Source organism: Thiomicrolovo sp. ZZH C-3 (genome assembly GCF_054862725.1).
Genome location: NZ_JBTKXX010000003.1, coordinates 1 through 17,798, shown reverse-complemented (window position 1 = coordinate 17,798; position 17,798 = coordinate 1). Strand labels below are relative to the sequence as shown.

The 17,798-nt window shown below is 57.4% G+C and carries 17 protein-coding genes and 1 rRNA gene; 3 read left to right on the top strand and 15 right to left on the bottom strand.

What is annotated here, in order from left to right; translation table 11 throughout:
- Positions 1-4 precede the first annotated feature (4 nt).
- From pth to ACXWTF_RS09925, 14 genes are all read right to left on the bottom strand, one after another.
- Complete coding sequence (gene pth, locus ACXWTF_RS09990; protein ID WP_461715088.1) at positions 5-565, bottom strand: aminoacyl-tRNA hydrolase; 561 nt, start codon at positions 563-565, stop codon at positions 5-7.
- Entirely contained in the window at positions 565-1,101 is a 537-nt protein-coding gene (locus tag ACXWTF_RS09985; RefSeq protein WP_461714846.1) for a 50S ribosomal protein L25/general stress protein Ctc, read from the bottom strand. Before ACXWTF_RS09985 ends, pth begins: the two co-directional genes overlap by 1 nt.
- Before the next feature lie 70 nt (positions 1,102-1,171).
- Positions 1,172-2,392 carry a type IV pilus twitching motility protein PilT gene (locus tag ACXWTF_RS09980; RefSeq protein ID WP_461714845.1) on the bottom strand — a complete coding sequence of 407 codons (1,221 nt, stop codon included), beginning with the start codon at positions 2,390-2,392 and terminating at the stop codon, positions 1,172-1,174.
- 3 nt (positions 2,393-2,395) lie between these two features.
- Positions 2,396-3,379 carry a transaldolase gene (locus tag ACXWTF_RS09975; RefSeq protein ID WP_461714844.1) on the bottom strand — a complete coding sequence of 328 codons (984 nt, stop codon included), beginning with the start codon at positions 3,377-3,379 and terminating at the stop codon, positions 2,396-2,398.
- A 70-nt stretch (positions 3,380-3,449) separates the two neighbouring features.
- Positions 3,450-5,249 (bottom strand): Lnb N-terminal periplasmic domain-containing protein, encoded by a 1,800-nt coding sequence (locus tag ACXWTF_RS09970; RefSeq protein ID WP_461714843.1) that lies wholly within the window; start codon positions 5,247-5,249, stop codon positions 3,450-3,452.
- A 77-nt stretch (positions 5,250-5,326) separates the two neighbouring features.
- Complete coding sequence (locus ACXWTF_RS09965; RefSeq protein ID WP_461714842.1) at positions 5,327-5,773, bottom strand: DUF3015 family protein; 447 nt, start codon at positions 5,771-5,773, stop codon at positions 5,327-5,329.
- 94 nt (positions 5,774-5,867) lie between these two features.
- Positions 5,868-6,440 carry a lipid-binding SYLF domain-containing protein gene (locus tag ACXWTF_RS09960; protein ID WP_461714841.1) on the bottom strand — a complete coding sequence of 191 codons (573 nt, stop codon included), beginning with the start codon at positions 6,438-6,440 and terminating at the stop codon, positions 5,868-5,870.
- Between the two features lie 11 nt (positions 6,441-6,451).
- Positions 6,452-7,123, bottom strand: a complete 672-nt coding sequence (gene aat / locus ACXWTF_RS09955; RefSeq protein WP_461714840.1) for a leucyl/phenylalanyl-tRNA--protein transferase — start codon at positions 7,121-7,123, stop codon at positions 6,452-6,454.
- Positions 7,120-9,324 carry an ATP-dependent Clp protease ATP-binding subunit ClpA gene (gene clpA, locus ACXWTF_RS09950; protein WP_461715087.1) on the bottom strand — a complete coding sequence of 735 codons (2,205 nt, stop codon included), beginning with the start codon at positions 9,322-9,324 and terminating at the stop codon, positions 7,120-7,122. The genes aat and clpA overlap by 4 nt, the downstream gene beginning before the upstream one ends.
- Entirely contained in the window at positions 9,324-9,623 is a 300-nt protein-coding gene (clpS, locus tag ACXWTF_RS09945) for an ATP-dependent Clp protease adapter ClpS (RefSeq protein WP_231019129.1), read from the bottom strand. Before clpS ends, clpA begins: the two co-directional genes overlap by 1 nt.
- 165 nt (positions 9,624-9,788) lie before the next feature.
- A complete protein-coding gene (locus ACXWTF_RS09940) occupies positions 9,789-10,502 on the bottom strand; it encodes a Rieske 2Fe-2S domain-containing protein (protein WP_461714839.1) in 714 nt (237 codons plus the stop codon).
- 10 nt (positions 10,503-10,512) lie between these two features.
- Positions 10,513-11,877 (bottom strand): FAD-dependent oxidoreductase, encoded by a 1,365-nt coding sequence (locus ACXWTF_RS09935; RefSeq protein WP_461714838.1) that lies wholly within the window; start codon positions 11,875-11,877, stop codon positions 10,513-10,515.
- Between the two features lie 188 nt (positions 11,878-12,065).
- Positions 12,066-13,706, bottom strand: coding sequence for an SUMF1/EgtB/PvdO family nonheme iron enzyme (locus tag ACXWTF_RS09930; protein WP_461714837.1), 1,641 nt, complete (start codon positions 13,704-13,706; stop codon positions 12,066-12,068).
- Positions 13,707-13,831: 125 nt separating this feature from the next.
- Positions 13,832-15,067, bottom strand: coding sequence for an aminotransferase class I/II-fold pyridoxal phosphate-dependent enzyme (locus ACXWTF_RS09925; RefSeq protein ID WP_461714836.1), 1,236 nt, complete (start codon positions 15,065-15,067; stop codon positions 13,832-13,834).
- 56 nt (positions 15,068-15,123) lie between these two features.
- Here ACXWTF_RS09925 and bioD point away from each other — a divergent pair, with 56 nt between their 5' ends.
- Genes bioD through ACXWTF_RS09910 form a run of 3 tightly spaced genes read left to right on the top strand, consistent with a single transcriptional unit; the run spans position 15,124 to position 17,589 of the window.
- Entirely contained in the window at positions 15,124-15,765 is a 642-nt protein-coding gene (gene bioD, locus ACXWTF_RS09920) for a dethiobiotin synthase (protein ID WP_461714835.1), read from the top strand.
- Positions 15,766-15,788: 23 nt separating this feature from the next.
- Positions 15,789-16,670 carry an aspartate carbamoyltransferase catalytic subunit gene (locus ACXWTF_RS09915; protein ID WP_461714834.1) on the top strand — a complete coding sequence of 294 codons (882 nt, stop codon included), beginning with the start codon at positions 15,789-15,791 and terminating at the stop codon, positions 16,668-16,670.
- On the top strand, positions 16,657-17,589 hold the full coding sequence (locus ACXWTF_RS09910; RefSeq protein ID WP_461714833.1) for an aminodeoxychorismate synthase component I: 933 nt from the start codon (positions 16,657-16,659) through the stop codon (positions 17,587-17,589). The genes ACXWTF_RS09915 and ACXWTF_RS09910 overlap by 14 nt, the downstream gene beginning before the upstream one ends.
- A gap of 121 nt (positions 17,590-17,710) precedes the next feature.
- Here ACXWTF_RS09910 and rrf read toward each other — a convergent pair.
- A 5S ribosomal RNA gene (rrf, locus tag ACXWTF_RS09905) occupies positions 17,711-17,798 on the bottom strand; the annotation flags it as partial.

Sequence of the window (17,798 nt, the reverse complement as noted above, 5' to 3'; positions counted from 1 at the left end):
TCGGTTATTGTAACGGAGTTTTTTTGACGGTGTACTTAGAGGCGACCTCATCCATGCCCATGCGTGTCAGCGCCTCCACCGCGTCCGCGGCCCGTTCGATCCACGCGGGGAGGCATTCGACCTCCTGCGGTGTAAAGGCGCTCAGCACATAATCGGCGACACGGTTGCGGTCCCCCGGGTGGCCTATGCCCATCCGCACCCGGATATAGTCGGATGAGATCGCCGTATCGGTCGATTTGAGGCCGTTGTGCCCTCCGTGGCCGCCCCCGCGTTTGAAGCGCAGCGTCCCGAACGGCAGATCCAGGTCGTCATGGATGACGATGACCTCATCGATCTTGTAAAAACGCTTGACGTTGCCGATGGAGCGGCCCGAAAGGTTCATGAACGTGAGCGGTTTGAGTAAAAAGTGGGAGGAAAATTTATAGAGGTCGCCTTCAAAAACGGCTTTTTTGACGGCATCGCACTGATGGCGCTGCAGGAGCGCATCAATAACCATGAACCCGACGTTGTGCCGGGTCTTCTCATACGCCGAACCCGGGTTACCCAGTCCGACGATCAGCAAAATTACTTCGCTTTGATGATGGAGAGAACGGAAACGCGGTCAGCGTCTGTGAACGTGAACGCTTCGGATTTCTCCAGGTCACGGATCAGGATGGAATCACCGAGGTCGAGCGGAGCGACGTTGACAGTGATCGCGTTCGGGATCTGATCGATCGCACCTTTGACGCGCAGACGCTTCTTCGCGATGTAGAGCATCCCTTTGTTCTTCAGACCGAGCGGAGAACCTTCCGTTTTGACCGGAACGTTGTAGTGGGTAACGACACCCGGCTGCGCGACCATCAGGTCAACGTGCAGCAGGTTACCGGACACCGGGTGAGACTCATACGCCTGAACGACAACATTCATCTCCTGATCACCGACTTTTACCGGGAACGCCAGGGTCTCTTTGTTGCGAACTGTACGGATGAACTCATTCATCTTGAAAGCGGCGTGAACGTTTTCAAGCCCCTTTCCGTAGATGTTGGCAATCAGATAACCATCGCGGCGGAACGCTTTCGTAGCGCTTTTACCGGTACTCTCTCTAACAATACCTTCCAACATAGGTGTGTCCTTGTAATAAAATAGGACGGAATAATACTTAAATATTCTTTAAAAACAGCTAAAAGCGATGCTACTCGCCCTTGAGCTGGAAGATCTCATCCTCACTGAAGCGCGGCTTGTCGTCATCCTCGCCGCTGGACTGCTGTGTACTGCCGTCTTTGGCGGTGACGCGGCTGGTAAGTCCCTCCATCCGGAGCTTGAGGTCCGCCGGCGAGGTCGCGTACTTGAACGCCTGCTCCGTCGAGATCCGTTTGGCGTGCCAGAGGTCCAGGATCCCCTGGTCAAAACTCTGGGAGCCGTAGATATCCTTACCCTCCTCGATGGCGTCGCGGATCTCGCTGTCGCGGTCCTCCATGATGAGCTGCGCGATATAGGGGGTATTGACGAGGATCTCGAGCGCTGCCGTCCGCTTGCCGTCGACCGTAGGGATCAGACGCTGGGAGATGACCCCTTCCAGGACCGCTGCCAGTGTCATACGGACACGGTTCTGCTCCCCGGTCGGGAAGATGGAGATGACACGGTTGATGGTCTCTTTCGCATCCAGGGTGTGCAGGGTGGAGAAGACAAGGTGCCCCGAGTCCGCCGCATGCAGCGCCGTCTCGACCGTCTCGATATCCCGCATCTCCCCGACGAGGATGATGTCCGGGTCTTCACGCAGTACCGCGCGCAGAGCGTTGGCAAAGCTTTTCGTATCCTGCCCGACGCTGCGCTGGTTGACGATACATTTGCGGTCTTTATGGACGAATTCGATCGGGTCCTCGATGGTGACGATGTGCTTGCGCAGCGACCAGTTGATCTCGTTGATGATCGCCGCGAGCGTCGTCGATTTACCCGAACCGGTGACCCCCGTGACCAGGACCAGGCCCCGCTCGGTATGGGCGAACTTGTGGACGACCTTCGGCAGCCCGAGGTCATCGATGGAGACGATCTTGACGGGAATGACACGGAAGACCGCGGAGACCCCGTCCATCTGGAAAAAGATGTTGACACGGAAACGGGTATTCTCGTCGAAAGAGTAGACGAGGTCGAGCTCTTTTTGCCGGACGAACTCGGCAAAGCGGGTCCGCAGCAGCTCCTTGGCGAAGGTGAGCGCCTCCTCTTTTTTGAAGATCTCGCCGCTGAGCGGCGTAATATCACCGTTGATGCGGGCCCGCACGACGGAGTTGGCCTTGAGGTGGAGGTCGGAGCCTCCGGCGTCCATCATCCGCTTCAGGTAACCGCGGACACGCCGGAGCGTTTCAAAGGTCAGACTCTCAATATTGACTTCGGTATCGACATGATTTGTACTCATAAATTACTCCAATTCCGCCAGGATTTCGGCAAATGCTGTTTTGAATGCTTCGAGGCCCTCGGCCATCAGTTGGGCGCAGACCGCCTCGATATCGATCCCGGCCGCTGCCACGGCTTCAAAATGTTTTTCGATCCGGTCCGCATCGAGGGGCAGTTTCGCCGCTTTGTCTCCATGGGCCACGAACGCATCGATCGTCTCGATCGGCGCCGTATTGACACTGTGCGCCGCCAGAAGCGCATCGACGTAGTAGGAGGGACGCAGGCCGCCCCCCTTGACGCCGGTGGAGGCGAAGAGTGCGCGGCAGCGCGGCACCTCCAGCGCTTCGATCGCTTCATAGATCGAAGCGGCGTTGTAGACGCCCGCCAGGGCGGGCTGCACCCCTTTGGCTTCGAGGGTCGCATCGATAGCGCGGTCCAGACGGCTGACGAAGATACTGATCACCGTATCGACCTGCGTCGAGCCTTTCTCCAGCCCCAGGGCGAAGGAGTTGGCACAGGCGAGCGCCTGCGCCTTGGAAAAGATCAGCGTCGCGTTGACGGGGATCCCCTCACCGACCAGCGCCTCCATCGCGACATAGCCCGCCTCCGTTGCGGGGACCTTGATCATCACGTTGGGACGGCTGATCTCACGGAAAAGGCGGCGCCCCTCCTCGATCGTACCGACGGCGTCATTGCAGAGGTAGGGATCGACCTCGATGCTGACATAGCCGTCATTGCCCTGGTCATAGAGCGGCCGCAGGGCGTCTGCCGCCTTCTGAATGTCCGTGATGGCCAGGGCCTCGTACTTTGCCTTGGGGGTATGGTTCTGCAGCGTCTGCAGCTGCATCTGATATGCGGGTGACGTTAAAATAGCGCTTTTGAAAATAGCGGGGTTGGAAGTCGCCCCGTTGACAATTCCCTGTTCAACAAGCCGTTTGAGGCCCGTATCAATAAAATCGCGTTCAATGAAATCGGCCCAGAGGGAAAACTCTATTTGCGGGATGTACATCGTCTCTCTTCTTATCTGATATAGTCTACTGATTATAACCGAAAGCGGCACCGGTGTCTATAAAGGCTCGTTAATAATAGTGGACGAATTCGGCCGTGAAACTGCGTTGTACCCCCGCCCTTTTGTCCGTGTAATCAAAGCCGAGTTTCAGCGCGTTGTTCTGTGAGAGGCGGCTGGTGTGCCTGACCGTGCCCGTCCACTGGCGCATCCCGTCGGCATAGAAACGGTACCCCCCTTCCCCGGTCAGCTTAGCTCCGCCGCCGACGTCAAACAGAAGCCCGAGCGACGTTTTGAGCGCACCGTACCCTTTGTCCGTCACAAACAGTTCCGGCTCCGCCAGTGCGTACCCGTACCCCCAGGAGCCTCCGGCCGCGATGCCCACTCCCACCGCCGTGCTGAAGACCGTATCCCGTGTCACGAAGTTCTGATCCCATCCCGCGTGCATCCGCCAGGAGAAAGGTTTGAAAAAGGCGCTCTGCGGGGCAAGGGAGGTGATGGAGACGATGGTCGCCTTTTCGACCGCGGCACCCGCTTGGTCATAGCGCGCTTCGAGGTCCAGGAACTCGATCTGCGTGCCCGGCATGAAGCCGATATCGCTGTCGCCGAGGTCGTGATAGGCCGGGCGGATGCCGAGCTGCTGATAAGGGCGGCCGTCCCGCCACCCCGTCCCCAACCGCGCCCGGGTCGCCCGGTGCCCCTCGTCGGGGTTGCGCGGCTGTGCCACCGGCAGTTTCTCCCCCTGCCCCAGTGCCGCCCGGGCGGAGAGGATGGCGTGGAACCGTTCCGAATAGGTCGCCTTATCGACGGCCCCTTTCATCAGACGGTACTCGGCAAGCTCCGATGCCGCTTCGAGGGTGTAGCGTTTCAACTGCGTGTCACGCGCCGGCTCCCCCACTACTGCTCGAGGAGCAAGCGTGCCGTCGGCCAGGGCCTGGGCTTCCGCCTCGCCACGCACGTCCAACACCCTCTCATAAGCCAGCAGCAGCGTCCGCTTCGAGGGGCGGTAGTGCTTGGCCCGGACCAGCTGCTCCTCCTCGGTGGCATGCACAGTCTCCATCGGGATGATGTGATAGGCGAAGCGGCCGCGCACGTCCACGTCCGGACGGGCGATCTCCATCAGCCAGAGCATGTTGTACGAACAGTTCTCGTCAAAGAAATAGTACCAGTTGTACACCCCCTTCAGCTCCCAGATATGACGGATCATCGCCATCACCTCATCATGGTTCAGGTCCAGGTCGTACTCCCAGACGTCGCGCTGTTCCGTATCCCGGTACTCTTTGAGCTTCTCATAATAGGGCAGCAGGGAGTAAAAGCCGGGATAGCCCCCGAAAAGCCCTTTGACCGCGAAGATGATGCCGTTTTCCTTGTCGGGGTCCGCCCCTGCGGCGTAATTGATGGCATAGGAGAGCATCTTCGATTCATAGGAGGAGTCGATGCGCAGGAAGGTGTGGCCGAACATGGAAGCCGGGGAGTTGATGTGCGCCGACGAGAAAACCAGCGTCACCGACTGCGGGTCCATCTTACGCACCAGTGTCTCGTAGGAGGTGCAGCGCAGTTCCGGCAGACCTTCCAAGCCCAGTGTCTCCTGCAGCCAGAAGCGGCGGGCGGGGAAACGACACCCCGTGGCATTGTCGTCGAAACGGCTTTCATTGTAAAGCGCCGTGAGCGTAGCGTTCAGTTCGGCTTCCGCGTTGCTTTTGCCCCCCGGAGCGAGAAAAAACGCCGGGTCGTCGACTTCGCTGACATCTTCGGGCATATGCAGCAGCAGGTGCCAGTAGCGGCTCTGGGCCACACCCGTCTTCGCCGCCTTCTCCAGGGCATTTTCCAATACGTTTGCCTGCAGGATATACGGCACGATCATCAGTATCATCAGGAAACGGTACAAGAAAAAACCCTTTGAGGGAAGATGGAAGGATGGGCCGGGGAACCGGCCCGGTAAAAGCAGATTCAGCCCTCGACGGTTGCGATGTTGTCGAGAACGTCAGCCATCTTGACGTCGCCGGACGTGTAGATGCTGTTGTAGTTTTGCTGCAGGGATGCCGCGAAAGCCGCTTTGTCGTCGACTTTGAGCAGTTCCGCAAGTGTATCGACGGTTTCACCGCCGCCGATTGCCGCCTCTTTGGCGAGCTGATCCATGTTGGATGCGACGAATTCGGCCGCACGGTCGTTCATTACCAGCGGCATGCGCTTACAGCCGGATGTACCGGATGTGATACCGAATGTCTGGTTTGCAGAGGTACCGTTTGTTGTCGCCTGAAGGGCAAGCATAATCGCGGAGCTGTCATCTTTGATGATCATTGCGCCGAGACCACAACCTGTCTGGCTATTGACACCGGCGAACGCCGCCGAACTGAGTGCCGCAACCGCAGCAAGACTTACAAGTACTTTTTTCATAGTGACTCCTTCATCGTTTGATGATGGTTCAGTATAGGAATTGTTTCCTTAAAGCGGTCTAATAAACACCCTATTTCACCATTGCGGGCAACGGCTATTCATTAAGCTCTTCATCCTGCCAATACTTCGTTCCCTGGATCGTCGCCTGCAGCGCCAGGCCCGTCTTGGTCAACTGGTAGAGTCGGATACCCGGGGCGACGGTCACCGCCCCGCCGAAGGCAGCCCCTTTGTCGTCCGCTTTGGCGGCGGCATCGGCCTGGGCGTTTGCCTCCCACCCCTTGTTGATGAAATCCTCATAGACTGTCTTGTTTTCGAAAAGGAAGACCCCGCGGAAATCCTTGATGCCGAGTCCAAGCCCCACACCGACGGTCCCCATATTCATATAGGTATCTTTGCCCGTTTGATTGTCGTGCGCCACCCCGGAGCCGCCGCCGGCGGAGACAAGAATGATATTCACGCCGATATTGCTGAACACGGCGTAGCCGTACGCTTTCTTGATGATCGCTTTCGCCTCCGGCGCCTCTTTATAGAGCATCGCCAGCGTTTCCGCCTTCATCTTCTGTACTTCCTGGCGTTTCTCCTCCGCCGTCTTCCCGCTCCAGAAGCCCGAAAGCAGAATGACGCCGAGCAGTGCCGCAACGGCTGCCCTGATCGTTTGCAGTTTCATGCCCACTCCTTTTACGCTTGCATGAAACCCATTATACCTTTATCGCGCAGCTGTTCGAGACGCATCAGGAAATAGTCGCGGCTCACCTCGATGGCGCCGAGGCTTTTGAGATGTTCCGTCGGTACCTGTGCATCGATCATTTCAAATCCGCGCGCTTTCAGATGCTCCACCAGGGCGGCAAAGGCGGCTTTGGAAGCGTCGCTGACATGGGCAAACATCGATTCGCCGCAGAACATCCCGCCGACCTCGACCCCGTAGAGCCCGCCGACAAGCCGCCCCTCCTGCCACGCCTCGACCGAGTGCGCATGCCCCATCGCGTGCAGCACCTCATAGGCCTCGACCATCTCCGGCAGGATCCAGCTCCCCTCCTGCCCCGGACGGGGTGTCGTCGCGCAGGCGCGGACCACGTCGCCAAAGGCCGTATTGAAGCGGATCTCGAAATGCTTCAGCCGTTTGCGCAGGGAGCGGCGCAATACGAACTCCTCAAGATTGAGTATCAACCGGGGGTCGGGGGACCACCACAAAATGGGGTCGCCTTTGCTGTACCAGGGGAAGATGCCGCTGCGGTAGGCCAGCAGCAGCCGTGAAGGGGAGAGGTCGCCGCCGAAAGCAACGATGCCGGATTCATCCGCATCCCTCGGGTCGGGAAACGCCAGTTCGTATCGGATCTGCTGCGGGATCACACCGCCGCCTCTTCCTCCGCATGTTCGTCGTACGTGAAAACGATCTCGTTTTTGTAATCGACGTGGACCTTTCCGCCCGCCTTCAGGCGGCCGAACAGCATCTCGTTGGTGAGGGGATCTTTGATCTTCTCCTGGATGATGCGTCCGAGCGGGCGGGCACCCATCGCTTTGTCATAACCCATCTCCGCGAGGTAACCGCGGGCCTTCTCGCCCAAGGTGATCGCAATGCCCTTCGACGCCAGCTGTGTATTGAGCTCGACGATGAACTTGTCGACGATCCCCTCGACGATCTCGCGGTCCAGCGGTGCAAACTCGATAACGGCATCGAGGCGGTTGCGGAACTCCGGCGTAAAGAAAGCCTTGAGCGCCTCGCCGCGGGCCAGGCTGCTGTCGGCATTGAAGCCCATAACACTGCGCTCCGTCGCGCCGACGTTGGAGGTCATGATCAGGATGACGTTCTTGAAGTTCGCCTTGTAGCCGTTGTTGTCCGTCAGCGTCGCGTTGTCCATCACCTGGAGCAGCACGTTGATCAGCTCCGGGTGGGCCTTTTCGATCTCATCGAGCAGCAGCACCGTGTAGGGGTGCTTGCGGATCGCCTCGGTGAGCAGACCGCCCTGCTCGTAACCGACATAGCCCGGAGGAGCCCCGACCAGGCGGGAAAGCGCATGTTTCTCCATGTACTCGCTCATGTCGAAACGCTCAAAGTGCACCCCAAGTGTCTCCGCCAGGGACTTCGCCAGTTCGGTCTTACCGACACCCGTCGGTCCGGCAAAGAGGAACGACGCGATCGGGCGCTCTTCGGGGTTGAGCCCGGCGCGGCTGCGTTTGATCGCCAGGGCAACCTTTTCGACCGCGGTATCCTGGCCGATCACCTTGCTGCGAAGGTCGCGCTCGAGGTGTTCAAGCCGCAGGGTGTCGTCTTCGCACACCTGCGAGGTCGGGACCCCGGTCATCTTCGCGATGACGTTCTCGATATCGAGGGCCTCGACGACGTTGCGGTCATGTTTTTTCAGATGGAACGATGCCCCTGCCTCGTCGATGAGATCGATCGCGACGTCGGGAAGGAAACGGTCGGAGATGTATTTTTTCGCGAGCGATACCGCCACTTCGAGGGCCTTGTCCTCGTAGGTGAGTTTGTGATGCTTCTCGTACTTCGGACGGAGCCCTTTGAGGATCTCGATACTCTCCGCCTGGCTCGGCTCGTCCACGTCGATCTTGGCAAAGCGGCGGCTCAGCGCGCGGTCCTTTTCAAAAACGTTACGGTACTCGGCATAGGTGGTCGCCCCCATACACTTCATCGCCCCCGATGCCAGGGCCGGTTTGAGCTGGTTGGAGGCGTCCATACTGCCGCCGTTGACGGCACCGGCGCCGACGAGGGTGTGGATCTCGTCGATGAACATGATGGCGTTCTTGTGCGCCGTCACCTCATCGATCACCCCCTTGAGACGTTTTTCGAAATCTCCCCGGTATTTTGTGCCGGCAAGCATCGCGCCGAGGTCAAGGGCGTAGACAGGAGCTTCTTCGAGCAGTTCGGGCACCTCGCCGTCGGCGATGCGCAGCGCCAGCCCCTCGGCGATGGCCGTCTTTCCGACGCCCGGTTCGCCCACGAGCAGCGGGTTGTTTTTCTTCCGGCGGCAGAGCGTCTGCACGACCCGTTCGATCTCGTCGGTCCGGCCGATGACCGGATCAATACGGCCGGCGCGCGCCTGCGCCACCAGCTCCACCGTATACTTCTCGACGTAGCTCTCCTCCGCATCCGAAACAGACTGCGGCTGCACATCCTTGTGCGAGATCACCTCCAGGACGTCCACGCGGTTGATATCGCTCTCGAGCAGGACCTGGCAGGCGTAGGTGTGCTTCTCTTCGTAGATCGCCGCCACGAGGTCGCCGACTTCCGCCTGCTGCTTCTGCGCGCTCTGGATATGGCGGATCATCTGGTCGATCATCCGTGAAAGCGCGACCGTCTCGAAGGGTTCCTGGGTCACGTCTTCGGGCAGGGGGTCCATCGTCATGGAGAGGTAGCGGCTGACCATGGCACGCATGGACGCGACATCGCCGCCGCATTCGCGGATGATGGCGATCCCCTCTTTGGAACCGAGCAGGGCATAAAAGACATGCTCGATCGTCAGGTATTCATGCCGCTGATCTTTGGCATACAGCAGCGCTTTTTGAAAGACGGCATTAAGTTCGGCACTGATCATCACGCTTCCTCCATCGTTGCTTTGAGCGGGTACCCATGCTCCCGGGCCAGGCGGCTGACCTGCATTACTTTGGTCTCTGCCACTTCGTAGGTATAGACGCCGCAGATACCGCGGTCCTGGCGGTGGATATCGAGCATAATCTGCTCCGCTTCCTGATAATTTTTATGAAAAATACTCATCAAAACCTCGACGACGAAATCCATCGATGTGTAATCGTCGTTGAGCAAAATCACTTTATATTGTCCCGGCTCCTTGAGCAGCAGTTCACCCTCAAGTTCAAGCTCTTTTTTGGTACTCAAACATTGTCCTTAAAACGTGCATTCCACTGCTTCTGCGGTGAAAATGCATAAATCGGTCTTGTTCTTTACTAACGCCAGTTAGATTAGCAGGGATTGTGTAAGCAACGACTTAAGAATGCAGATTAACGGCGGAGGCCCCGGAAAAGCCTGCCGCGGGAAGAAAAATCAGAGTTTGACGACGTCTTGCGTGTAGTCGCGCAGGGGAACGGTTTCGGCGCGTTCGGCCACCTTGGCTTTCGCCTTGCGTTTGCTGCCGAACTGCTCTTTGAGCTCACGGCGGAAACTGCCGAAGAACTCGTGAAACTTGTCTTTACCGAGCACCCCGACCGCCCAGAGCGTATTGTCGCTGCCGACTTCGAGCACGATGGCCGCCAGCGGCTGCGGCGCCTTGCCCTCCTTGACCCGGCAGCCTCTGCCCGCGTCATAGACCGAGGTATGCCCGTCACAGACGATATCCCCCTCGAAACGCTCCCCGGGATTGCGGAAGGTGATGAAACTGTCGCTCTTGTTGATATGCGTCAGCTGGTGCGGGCAGATCCCGCTATAAGCGACGATCGTCCCCTTGCTGCCGACGCCGCCCTTCCAGACGTATTCGTTCCCGAACTCGTCGGTCAGCTCAACCTCTTTCGCCGTCGGGTTCGGCAGGTTGACCAGCAGGCATGACGTGCCGGCATAGGGGTAGTTGAAAACATAATTCTCCCCCGTTTTCAGCGCATCGGCCTTCAATGGTGCGCCGCTGCCGTCAACGAGCTGCACCTTGGCGTACCGCTTGTAAAGCGCCCCGTCCTTGGCCATCAGCGTCTGCCCGATCGTCGAGGGGTTGATTGCGATCACCGCACCGGTAGCACTGAGTACTTTCAAAAAATTTCTGCGTTCCATTCGTTACCTCCTATGCATTGAACATGTCGCGGTACATGCCCTTGGCCCACTCCATCAGGCCCCGACCGTTATTCATACCGACACGCCCGTCCCAGGTCTCGTTGGCATAGACATTGGCGAAGGCAAAGCGCTTGGCCTTCGCATCGTAGGCGTAGGCGGCGTTGATCGAAATGGCCAGGACCGGATCGCTGGAAACGGCCGAGTAGCAGATCGTCAGCGGCGACTCCCACGGGGTCTCCCCGCTGCCGTTGATCCTGGCGGCGATACGCTTGGCGATATAGACCCCCTCCGTATTGGCCGTGTTCCCGGACTTGCTGAAGCCCATCGGGCGGACGTCACCGGCGCAGTAGATCTCCGGGTGGCCGTTGACCTCATAGGTCAGCACGTTGATATCGGCTTCCATCTTGTTGAAAATGCTATCCTTCGCCACGCCGGCGACCTCCAGCACTTTCCCGCCCCGGACGTGCGGATAGAACGCGGCGTCTTCAAAGGCGATGACGTCATCGTAATCGGTCGTCACCTCTTTTTTGTCCAGATCGAACTTCGCGATCTTTGTCCCCGGGTGATACTCGATGTAGTCCTTATAGAGCTTGTCAAAGGCCGAGTGGAACCCTTCGGCCTTGATCGTGATATCGTCATTTTCATCGATCAGGACCACCTTGCCCTCAATGCCCTCTTTCTTGAAATAATCCGCGATCAGACAGGCCCGCTCGTAAGGGGCGGGAAGGCAGCGGTAGTTTCCGCCGGGCACCGTCAGGATAAAGTTGCCCTCTTCGAAATCCAGCACTTTGTTGCGCAGGGTAAGGTGTTCCGAACCCGGTTTGAACCCTGCCGGGTACTCCGTACGGAGCCGAAGCTCCATTGCCGGGTCCTTCGTCCATCCCGAATAGTCGTAATCGATACCGGGTGCGAGGACCAGATAGTCGTAGGTGAGATCGCCGTCGCTCGTCATCACGGTACGGTTTTCCTTGTCGACCCCGACGACCGTCGCATTGAAAAAGGTGTAATGGTTTTCCCGTGCGGCCTGCAGGTAGTCGTGCATGAGGAAGTCGAGCTCCACCGCGTCGATCAGCCAAAGGTTGCTAACCGGACAGGACATGAACTCCCCACGCTGTTCGACCAGGACCACGTCGGCATTCGGCGCATATTTTTTGACGTACTTGGCCACCGTCAGACCGGACCATCCTCCGCCGACGACGACCACGCGGGGCGTATCGGTTTCCGGCAGCGCCGCTTTCGTTCCGACACCGACGCTCCCCGCGTTCGGTACCTCCTCCTCTTCCGGTCCAAGTCCCATCTGCGAACACCCTGCAGCCCCCATCGCAACGGCGGCGGCACCGGAAAGTTTGAGTAGATCTCTACGTGACACTCCCATGATTCCCTCCTTAAACAATTCATGCGGCCTACTCGGCCATTTTTGGTGAGCTCCCATTGTCACTTCTTCAAGCTTAAAGGAAGAATAAACTATTACTGAAAATAATATATTACATTTTACTTATTTTTTTAGATTAAATTTTATTGATTTTTATTAATGTGAAAGTAGGTAGTGAAGATGTTCCGGCTTCACGGCTCGAGGATGAGCCGGAAACCGATGGTTTCGCTGCGGAAGGTAGGGATGTTGGAGTCGCGGTAGGAGGGCGAAAGCCCCTCACCGCTGCTCTTGATGGAGCCCCCGCGAATGATTTTCATCGCTTCGTTGTCGGAGGTGACTTTCCCCGCTTTGGAAGGGGCGCTTTTATAATCGGGGGTGGCCCCGTCCAGACACCATTCGGCCACATTACCGGCCATATCGAAGAGACCGAAGGCGTTGGGCTGCAGCAGACCGCGGGAGTGCACGAAGCCGTGGGCATTGGTCGCCATCCAGGCATACTGGGCGGCATTGGCGGCACTGTCACCCCAGGGATAAAGCGCATCACTGCCGGCACGGGCGGCGTACTCCCACTCCGCTTCCGTCGGGAGGCGGTAGTGCTTGCCCGACATTTTGCTCAGCCATTCGGCATACGCCACGGCATCCTCCCAGCTGACGTACGCCACCGCGGCGCTTTCGTTTTTGAGCAGTTTCTTCTTGCGGTACTGCGTTCCCGTTGCTTTCAAAAAGGCAGCGTATGCCTTGTTGCTGATCTCATAGGCACTCATTTTCAGTCCCGACCTGACTGTGACCATATGCACGGGTTTGCTGTTTTCAAACTGCTCGGATCCCATGAGGAAAATCCCTTCGGGAATCGTCACCATCTCCGTCGGTTCGAAATAACGCGGGGCTTCCTCCACCGCCTCTTTATCGGCTGCAAGCGCCTGCTGCTCCGCTTTCAGGCGTGCGAGGGTCTCCTGTTGCGCTTTGAGCTCGGCTTCGACCTTCTCCTGCTCTTTGGCTTTAAGCGCTTTAATACGGCTGTTGGCCTTCTGCTGATAGGCCGAATCGGGGTAAGCGATCAGGAAGGCTTCATAGCCCACAATATTGTCTTTGGCCTCCGCGCGCTGCCACGCCTTGTCCGCAGGCGTCAACAGTTTGGCCGGGACATTGAAATAGAAGTCCGCCGCGGCGATCCGGGAGTGGACCCCCGCCTTGGAAAGCTTGTCCGCCAGGGCGTCCATATCGTCATGGCCTTTCCCCACCGCCTGCAAAAGGTGATCGAAGAATGGAGAGGCCGCCGCTTTACCGTTCCAGCGCACGAGGGTATCCGCCTCCTTGATATCCTTGACGGCATCCAGGATCAGCTCTCCGTCCGTCGTGTTGGCCTTGCCGCTGTAACGGAACGCGTCGACGATTCCCAGGCTCACCCGGGGGGTATGCCGCTGCAGTTTCTGCAGCAGGAAATCAAAACTGACCGCGGAGAGGCGCAGTTGGGGTAATCCCTCCAGCTTCATCCGTGCCGGCAGTATCCACGCCTGTGAGTCGTGCACGACCGTCCGTCCGCTGTAGACAAGGGTAATGACGGCATTGGGGGTAATGCGCTTGTCAAAGCTGCGGAAGGTTTTGATCAGCTCTGCCCGGTCGAGGTTGAAAGCCGTGACCGTCGTAAAGCCCTTGGATTTCAAAAAAGTGGCCAGGACCTGTGCCGACGCGACCGCCTTGTCGTCGTTCGTCTCGGTAGCCAGTCCGTTGGCGATCACCAAAGCATAACGCTTCTCACTCTTCATCTGCTCTACGGTGGCGGAAAAGAGAAGCGAAACACCCAGGAACATCAAGAGGAAAAAAGTACGCATGGTTAGCCTTGCAGGGGTATCAAGTGGCCTATATTATCATTTCCTTAAGCTTACAATCTAATTAAATCTAACAACCTATGGCCACTAACGGCTTTTGTGATACCCACGCCGCACTTATATAACCGCTACTCTGCGGCCGCGATAAAATCCCTGATCAGGTCATCGGGATTCTCCAGGCCGACCGAAACACGGATCAGCCCCGGCGTAATGCCGAGAAACGCGCGTTCGCTGTCGCCGAAGTCGCTGTAGATCGTCGAGGCCATGTGCAGCGCCAATGTCCGGGTGTCGCCGATATTGGCCGTGATCGTCACCAGTTTCGATTTGCGCAGAAAGTCGTAGGCGGCCTCCGCACTTCCCATGTCGATCGTAAAGAGCGGTCCCGTCCCGTTGCCGAACTGCGTGGCGTAACGGTCGTGATGCGGGTGATCCCTCAGGGCCGGATGATTGACGTTCAGCCCCGCCTCTTTCAGGGCATGCACGACCGTTTCGACACTGCCGATGATCCGGTCCAGGCGCAGCGGCAGCGTCTCGAGCCCCAGCATCGTCAGGTAGCTGTTGAAGGCCGACGGGCTCATACCGAAGTCGCGCATCGCCCGTTTCTTGCCGACGGCGATGAGGGCCATGGCTCCCATTTTGTCGATGAACTTGTGGATCGACGCATAGCGCGGCGTTTTGAACTTGTCCTTGCCTTCCCCGATCGCCCGGAAGACGGCGGCGCCGCCGAGGGCCGACGCGTTTCCGGCAATCAGTTTCGTCGTCGAATAGACGACGATGTCCGCGCCGAGCTTCAGCGGCTGGATGCTCAATGGCGTCACGGTGTTGTCCACCATCAGAGCGACCCCGTGGGCGTCGGCGATCGCTGCGACGGCCTCAATGTCCGGCAGACGCATATTCGGGTTTCCGACGCTTTCAAGGTAGATCAGCTTTGTCTTCGCATTGATGACCGCCTCGACCTCTTCGAGAGCATCGACGTCGAAAAAAGCGGTACGGATGCCGAAGCGTTTCAGGGTCTCCTCAAAAAAGGAGTACGTTCCCCCGAACAAACCGCCGATGCTGATGATCTCGTCCCCGCTCTCCAGCAGCGACATAACCGCCAGGGTCGTCGCCGCCATGCCCGAACTCGTCGCGATGGCGCCGACGCCACCGTCCATCTGGGCCAGGAGGCTCTCCAGTTTTCCGGACGTCGGATTGCCTACCCTAGCATACAGCGGCTTTTTCACGCTGCCGTCGAAGATTCCCTCCGCCGTCTCCGGATCTCCGTACGCAAAGGCCGCAGAGTTGGCGATCACGGACGAGATCGCCCCCTCTTTCGCCCCGCTCCCCTGCACGATCTGTGTCGTAAACGCTTCAAAACGATTCATTTCTTTAAACCTGTTGACTGTAGAATTGGGTCACATTATAGCCGAAAGAGGTTTAGGTGGCGCAACACATTTTTATCACAGCGACCAATACGGAGATAGGCAAAACTTATACGACTGTCAAACTGATGCATGCACTGAGTGCACGCGGCCTCCATGTCGGCGTTGTCAAGCCGATCGAGACCGGCGTGACGACCGCTCCGGAGGACGGTACCCTGCTGCTGCAGGAGCTCAAACAGCTCAACCCCCAGGCATGGGCGCTCGACATCGATGATATCGTTCCTGTGCAGTTCACCCTGCCCGCGGCCCCCTATGTCGCCAAGGGGGAGGCCGCTATCGATTGGCATGCCATCGACCATGCCGTCGAGGCGATGGATGCGATCTGTGACGTCTGCCTGATCGAAGGAGCCGGCGGACTGCTCGTACCCGTTGACGCCCAGACCGATATGATCGACCTGATCCCCCGATACCGGGCTAAAGCACTGCTTGTTGCCCACTGTCGCCTTGGCGGCATCAACGACCTGCGTCTCAGCCTTGAAGCGCTAAAACGGCGCGGCATCGAAGCAGAATGGGTGTTGAACTGCCGGAAAGGGGATAACGGGTTCGATGCGACCTCCCGTCCCTGGTTCGATACCGCCGCGCCGGGATGGTTCAATCTCGAAGAGGATATTGGGCAACTTTGCGACGCGCTTTTGCTATAATTCTCCAAAAATAAAGAGGATCCATGCAGCATCTCATCCGTACCGACGACTTCAGCACTGAAGAGATTCTCTCCCTCTACAATGACGCGGACCTCTACGCCCGGGGCGGTTTTCACCGCATTCTGCAGGACCGTATCATCATTACCCTCTTTTTTGAAAACTCGACACGGACCCGCAGCTCCTTCGAGATTGCCGCCAAACGTCTCGGTGCCGAAGTCGTCCACCTCGATGTCGGCAAAAGCTCCACGAAAAAAGGGGAAACCCTCGTCGATACAGCGATGAACCTCGATGCGATGGGACCGGATGCCATTATCGTCCGCCATGCCAACGCCGGGGTCCCGAAGATCCTCTCCAACCACACCCGTGCCGCGATCATCAACGCCGGCGATGGGGCCCATGCCCACCCGACGCAGGCCCTGCTCGATCTGTTTACCCTGCGCAAACATTTCGGGGACGTCAACGGCAAGCGCATCGCCATCGTCGGTGATATCAAGAACTCCAGGGTCGCAAACTCCAACATCGAGCTGCTGCAGCGCTTCGGTATGCAGGTGACCCTCGTCAGTCCGCCCCAATTCATGCCGCAGACTGACCTGCCATCCACCTACCACCTGCAAGACGTAATGGACGACGTCGATGCCATCATGAGCCTCCGAACCCAGACGGAGCGCCACTCCCAGCCCAGCTACGCATCGCTGCAGGATTATGCCAGCGACTTCTGCATCACCAAAGAGCTTGTCGGCGACCGAGACATCATTATCCTGCATCCGGGGCCGGTACACCGCAATATCGACATTGATGATGACCTCCTGGCCGATCCGCGCTGCAAAGTCCTTGAACAGGTCTCAAACGGCGTCTCCGTACGCATGGCCGTGCTCAAGAAACTGATCCTTGATGGCAACCGCTAGTCTTAACTCTCTCTGCGAACAGTCCATCCCTTTCTTCTTTCTCTCAGACTTTGAAGGGAAGGAACTTACCTGCTATCCCCTCGATACATTGACCGAAGAAGATATCGAATTTGCATTCCATGCGACAGGCACCCCCCACGATTCCAATGTGGAGAAGTACCCTGTCAGTTTTAAGAGTTATAGAGAGAAACTTCTGAAGGTACAGGAGCACATTAAAAACGGCGAAACCTATATGCTGAATCTGACCCAGCCCACACCGATAGAATGCAGCGATAGTCTGCATACCATTTACGCCAAAGCCAATGCACCCTTCAAACTGCGATTCCGAGATCAGTTCGTCTGCTTCTCCCCGGAAAAATTCATTGAGATCATCGATGATAAGATCTATACCTATCCGATGAAAGGCACAATAGACGCCGCACTGCCTGATGCAGAGACAACGATCCTTGCCGATGAAAAAGAGATGGCGGAGCACTTGATGGTCGTCGACCTCCTTCGCAACGATCTCGGTATCGTCGCGACCAATATACGTGTAGAAAATTTCCGATATATCGACAGGATAAAAGCCGGTTCCAAAGAACTTCTGCAGGTCAGTTCCAAGATCTCAGGAGAACTGGAAAACGCATGGCCTTCGCGAATTGAGGAGATACTACGTTCCCTTCTGCCGGCAGGGAGTATCAGCGGTACACCGAAAAAACGTACCGTGGAGATCATCAAAGAGATCGAGGGTTATGATCGCGGATATTTCACCGGCGTTTTCGGCTATTTTGATGGAAATAACCTTTACAGTGCCGTATCTATCCGTTTTATTGAAAAGACAACTGGTGGACTTGTGTACAAGAGCGGCGGCGGCATCACTATAGACAGTGACGTAAAGAAAGAGTATGAAGAGCTTATAGACAAGATCTATATCCCCTAAATACATATCAAAACAGCTCTATGAATTAGACGAAGAGTCTAGACACATAGTTTAGTTTTAGAGATAGTTCAAAGTAAAAAGATTGTTGATTGATTTGATTAAGGAGGAAGTAAATCCGAGAACCAGGCGGCGACCTACGTTCCCAACCCTGAAAGGGTCAGTATTATCAGCGATGAGAGGCTTAGCTTCCGGGTTCGGAATGGGGCCGG

Bases quoted from the DNA above. Each gene is read 5' to 3' on its own strand.
- ACXWTF_RS09940 (WP_461714839.1), bottom strand. From the start codon at position 10,502: ATGGAACGCAGAAATTTTTTGAAAGTACTCAGTGCTACCGGTGCGGTG.
- ACXWTF_RS09970 (WP_461714843.1), bottom strand. From the start codon at position 5,249: ATGATACTGATGATCGTGCCGTATATCCTGCAGGCAAACGTATTGGAA.
- ACXWTF_RS09910 (WP_461714833.1), top strand. From the start codon at position 16,657: ATGGCAACCGCTAGTCTTAACTCTCTCTGCGAACAGTCCATCCCTTTC.
- ACXWTF_RS09985 (WP_461714846.1), bottom strand. From the start codon at position 1,101: ATGTTGGAAGGTATTGTTAGAGAGAGTACCGGTAAAAGCGCTACGAAA.
- ACXWTF_RS09980 (WP_461714845.1), bottom strand. From the start codon at position 2,392: ATGAGTACAAATCATGTCGATACCGAAGTCAATATTGAGAGTCTGACC.
- ACXWTF_RS09930 (WP_461714837.1), bottom strand. From the start codon at position 13,706: ATGCGTACTTTTTTCCTCTTGATGTTCCTGGGTGTTTCGCTTCTCTTT.
- clpA (WP_461715087.1), bottom strand. From the start codon at position 9,324: ATGATCAGTGCCGAACTTAATGCCGTCTTTCAAAAAGCGCTGCTGTAT.
- ACXWTF_RS09965 (WP_461714842.1), bottom strand. From the start codon at position 5,773: ATGAAAAAAGTACTTGTAAGTCTTGCTGCGGTTGCGGCACTCAGTTCG.
- ACXWTF_RS09935 (WP_461714838.1), bottom strand. From the start codon at position 11,877: ATGGGAGTGTCACGTAGAGATCTACTCAAACTTTCCGGTGCCGCCGCC.
- ACXWTF_RS09925 (WP_461714836.1), bottom strand. From the start codon at position 15,067: ATGAATCGTTTTGAAGCGTTTACGACACAGATCGTGCAGGGGAGCGGG.
- ACXWTF_RS09975 (WP_461714844.1), bottom strand. From the start codon at position 3,379: ATGTACATCCCGCAAATAGAGTTTTCCCTCTGGGCCGATTTCATTGAA.
- ACXWTF_RS09915 (WP_461714834.1), top strand. From the start codon at position 15,789: ATGCAGCATCTCATCCGTACCGACGACTTCAGCACTGAAGAGATTCTC.
- ACXWTF_RS09960 (WP_461714841.1), bottom strand. From the start codon at position 6,440: ATGAAACTGCAAACGATCAGGGCAGCCGTTGCGGCACTGCTCGGCGTC.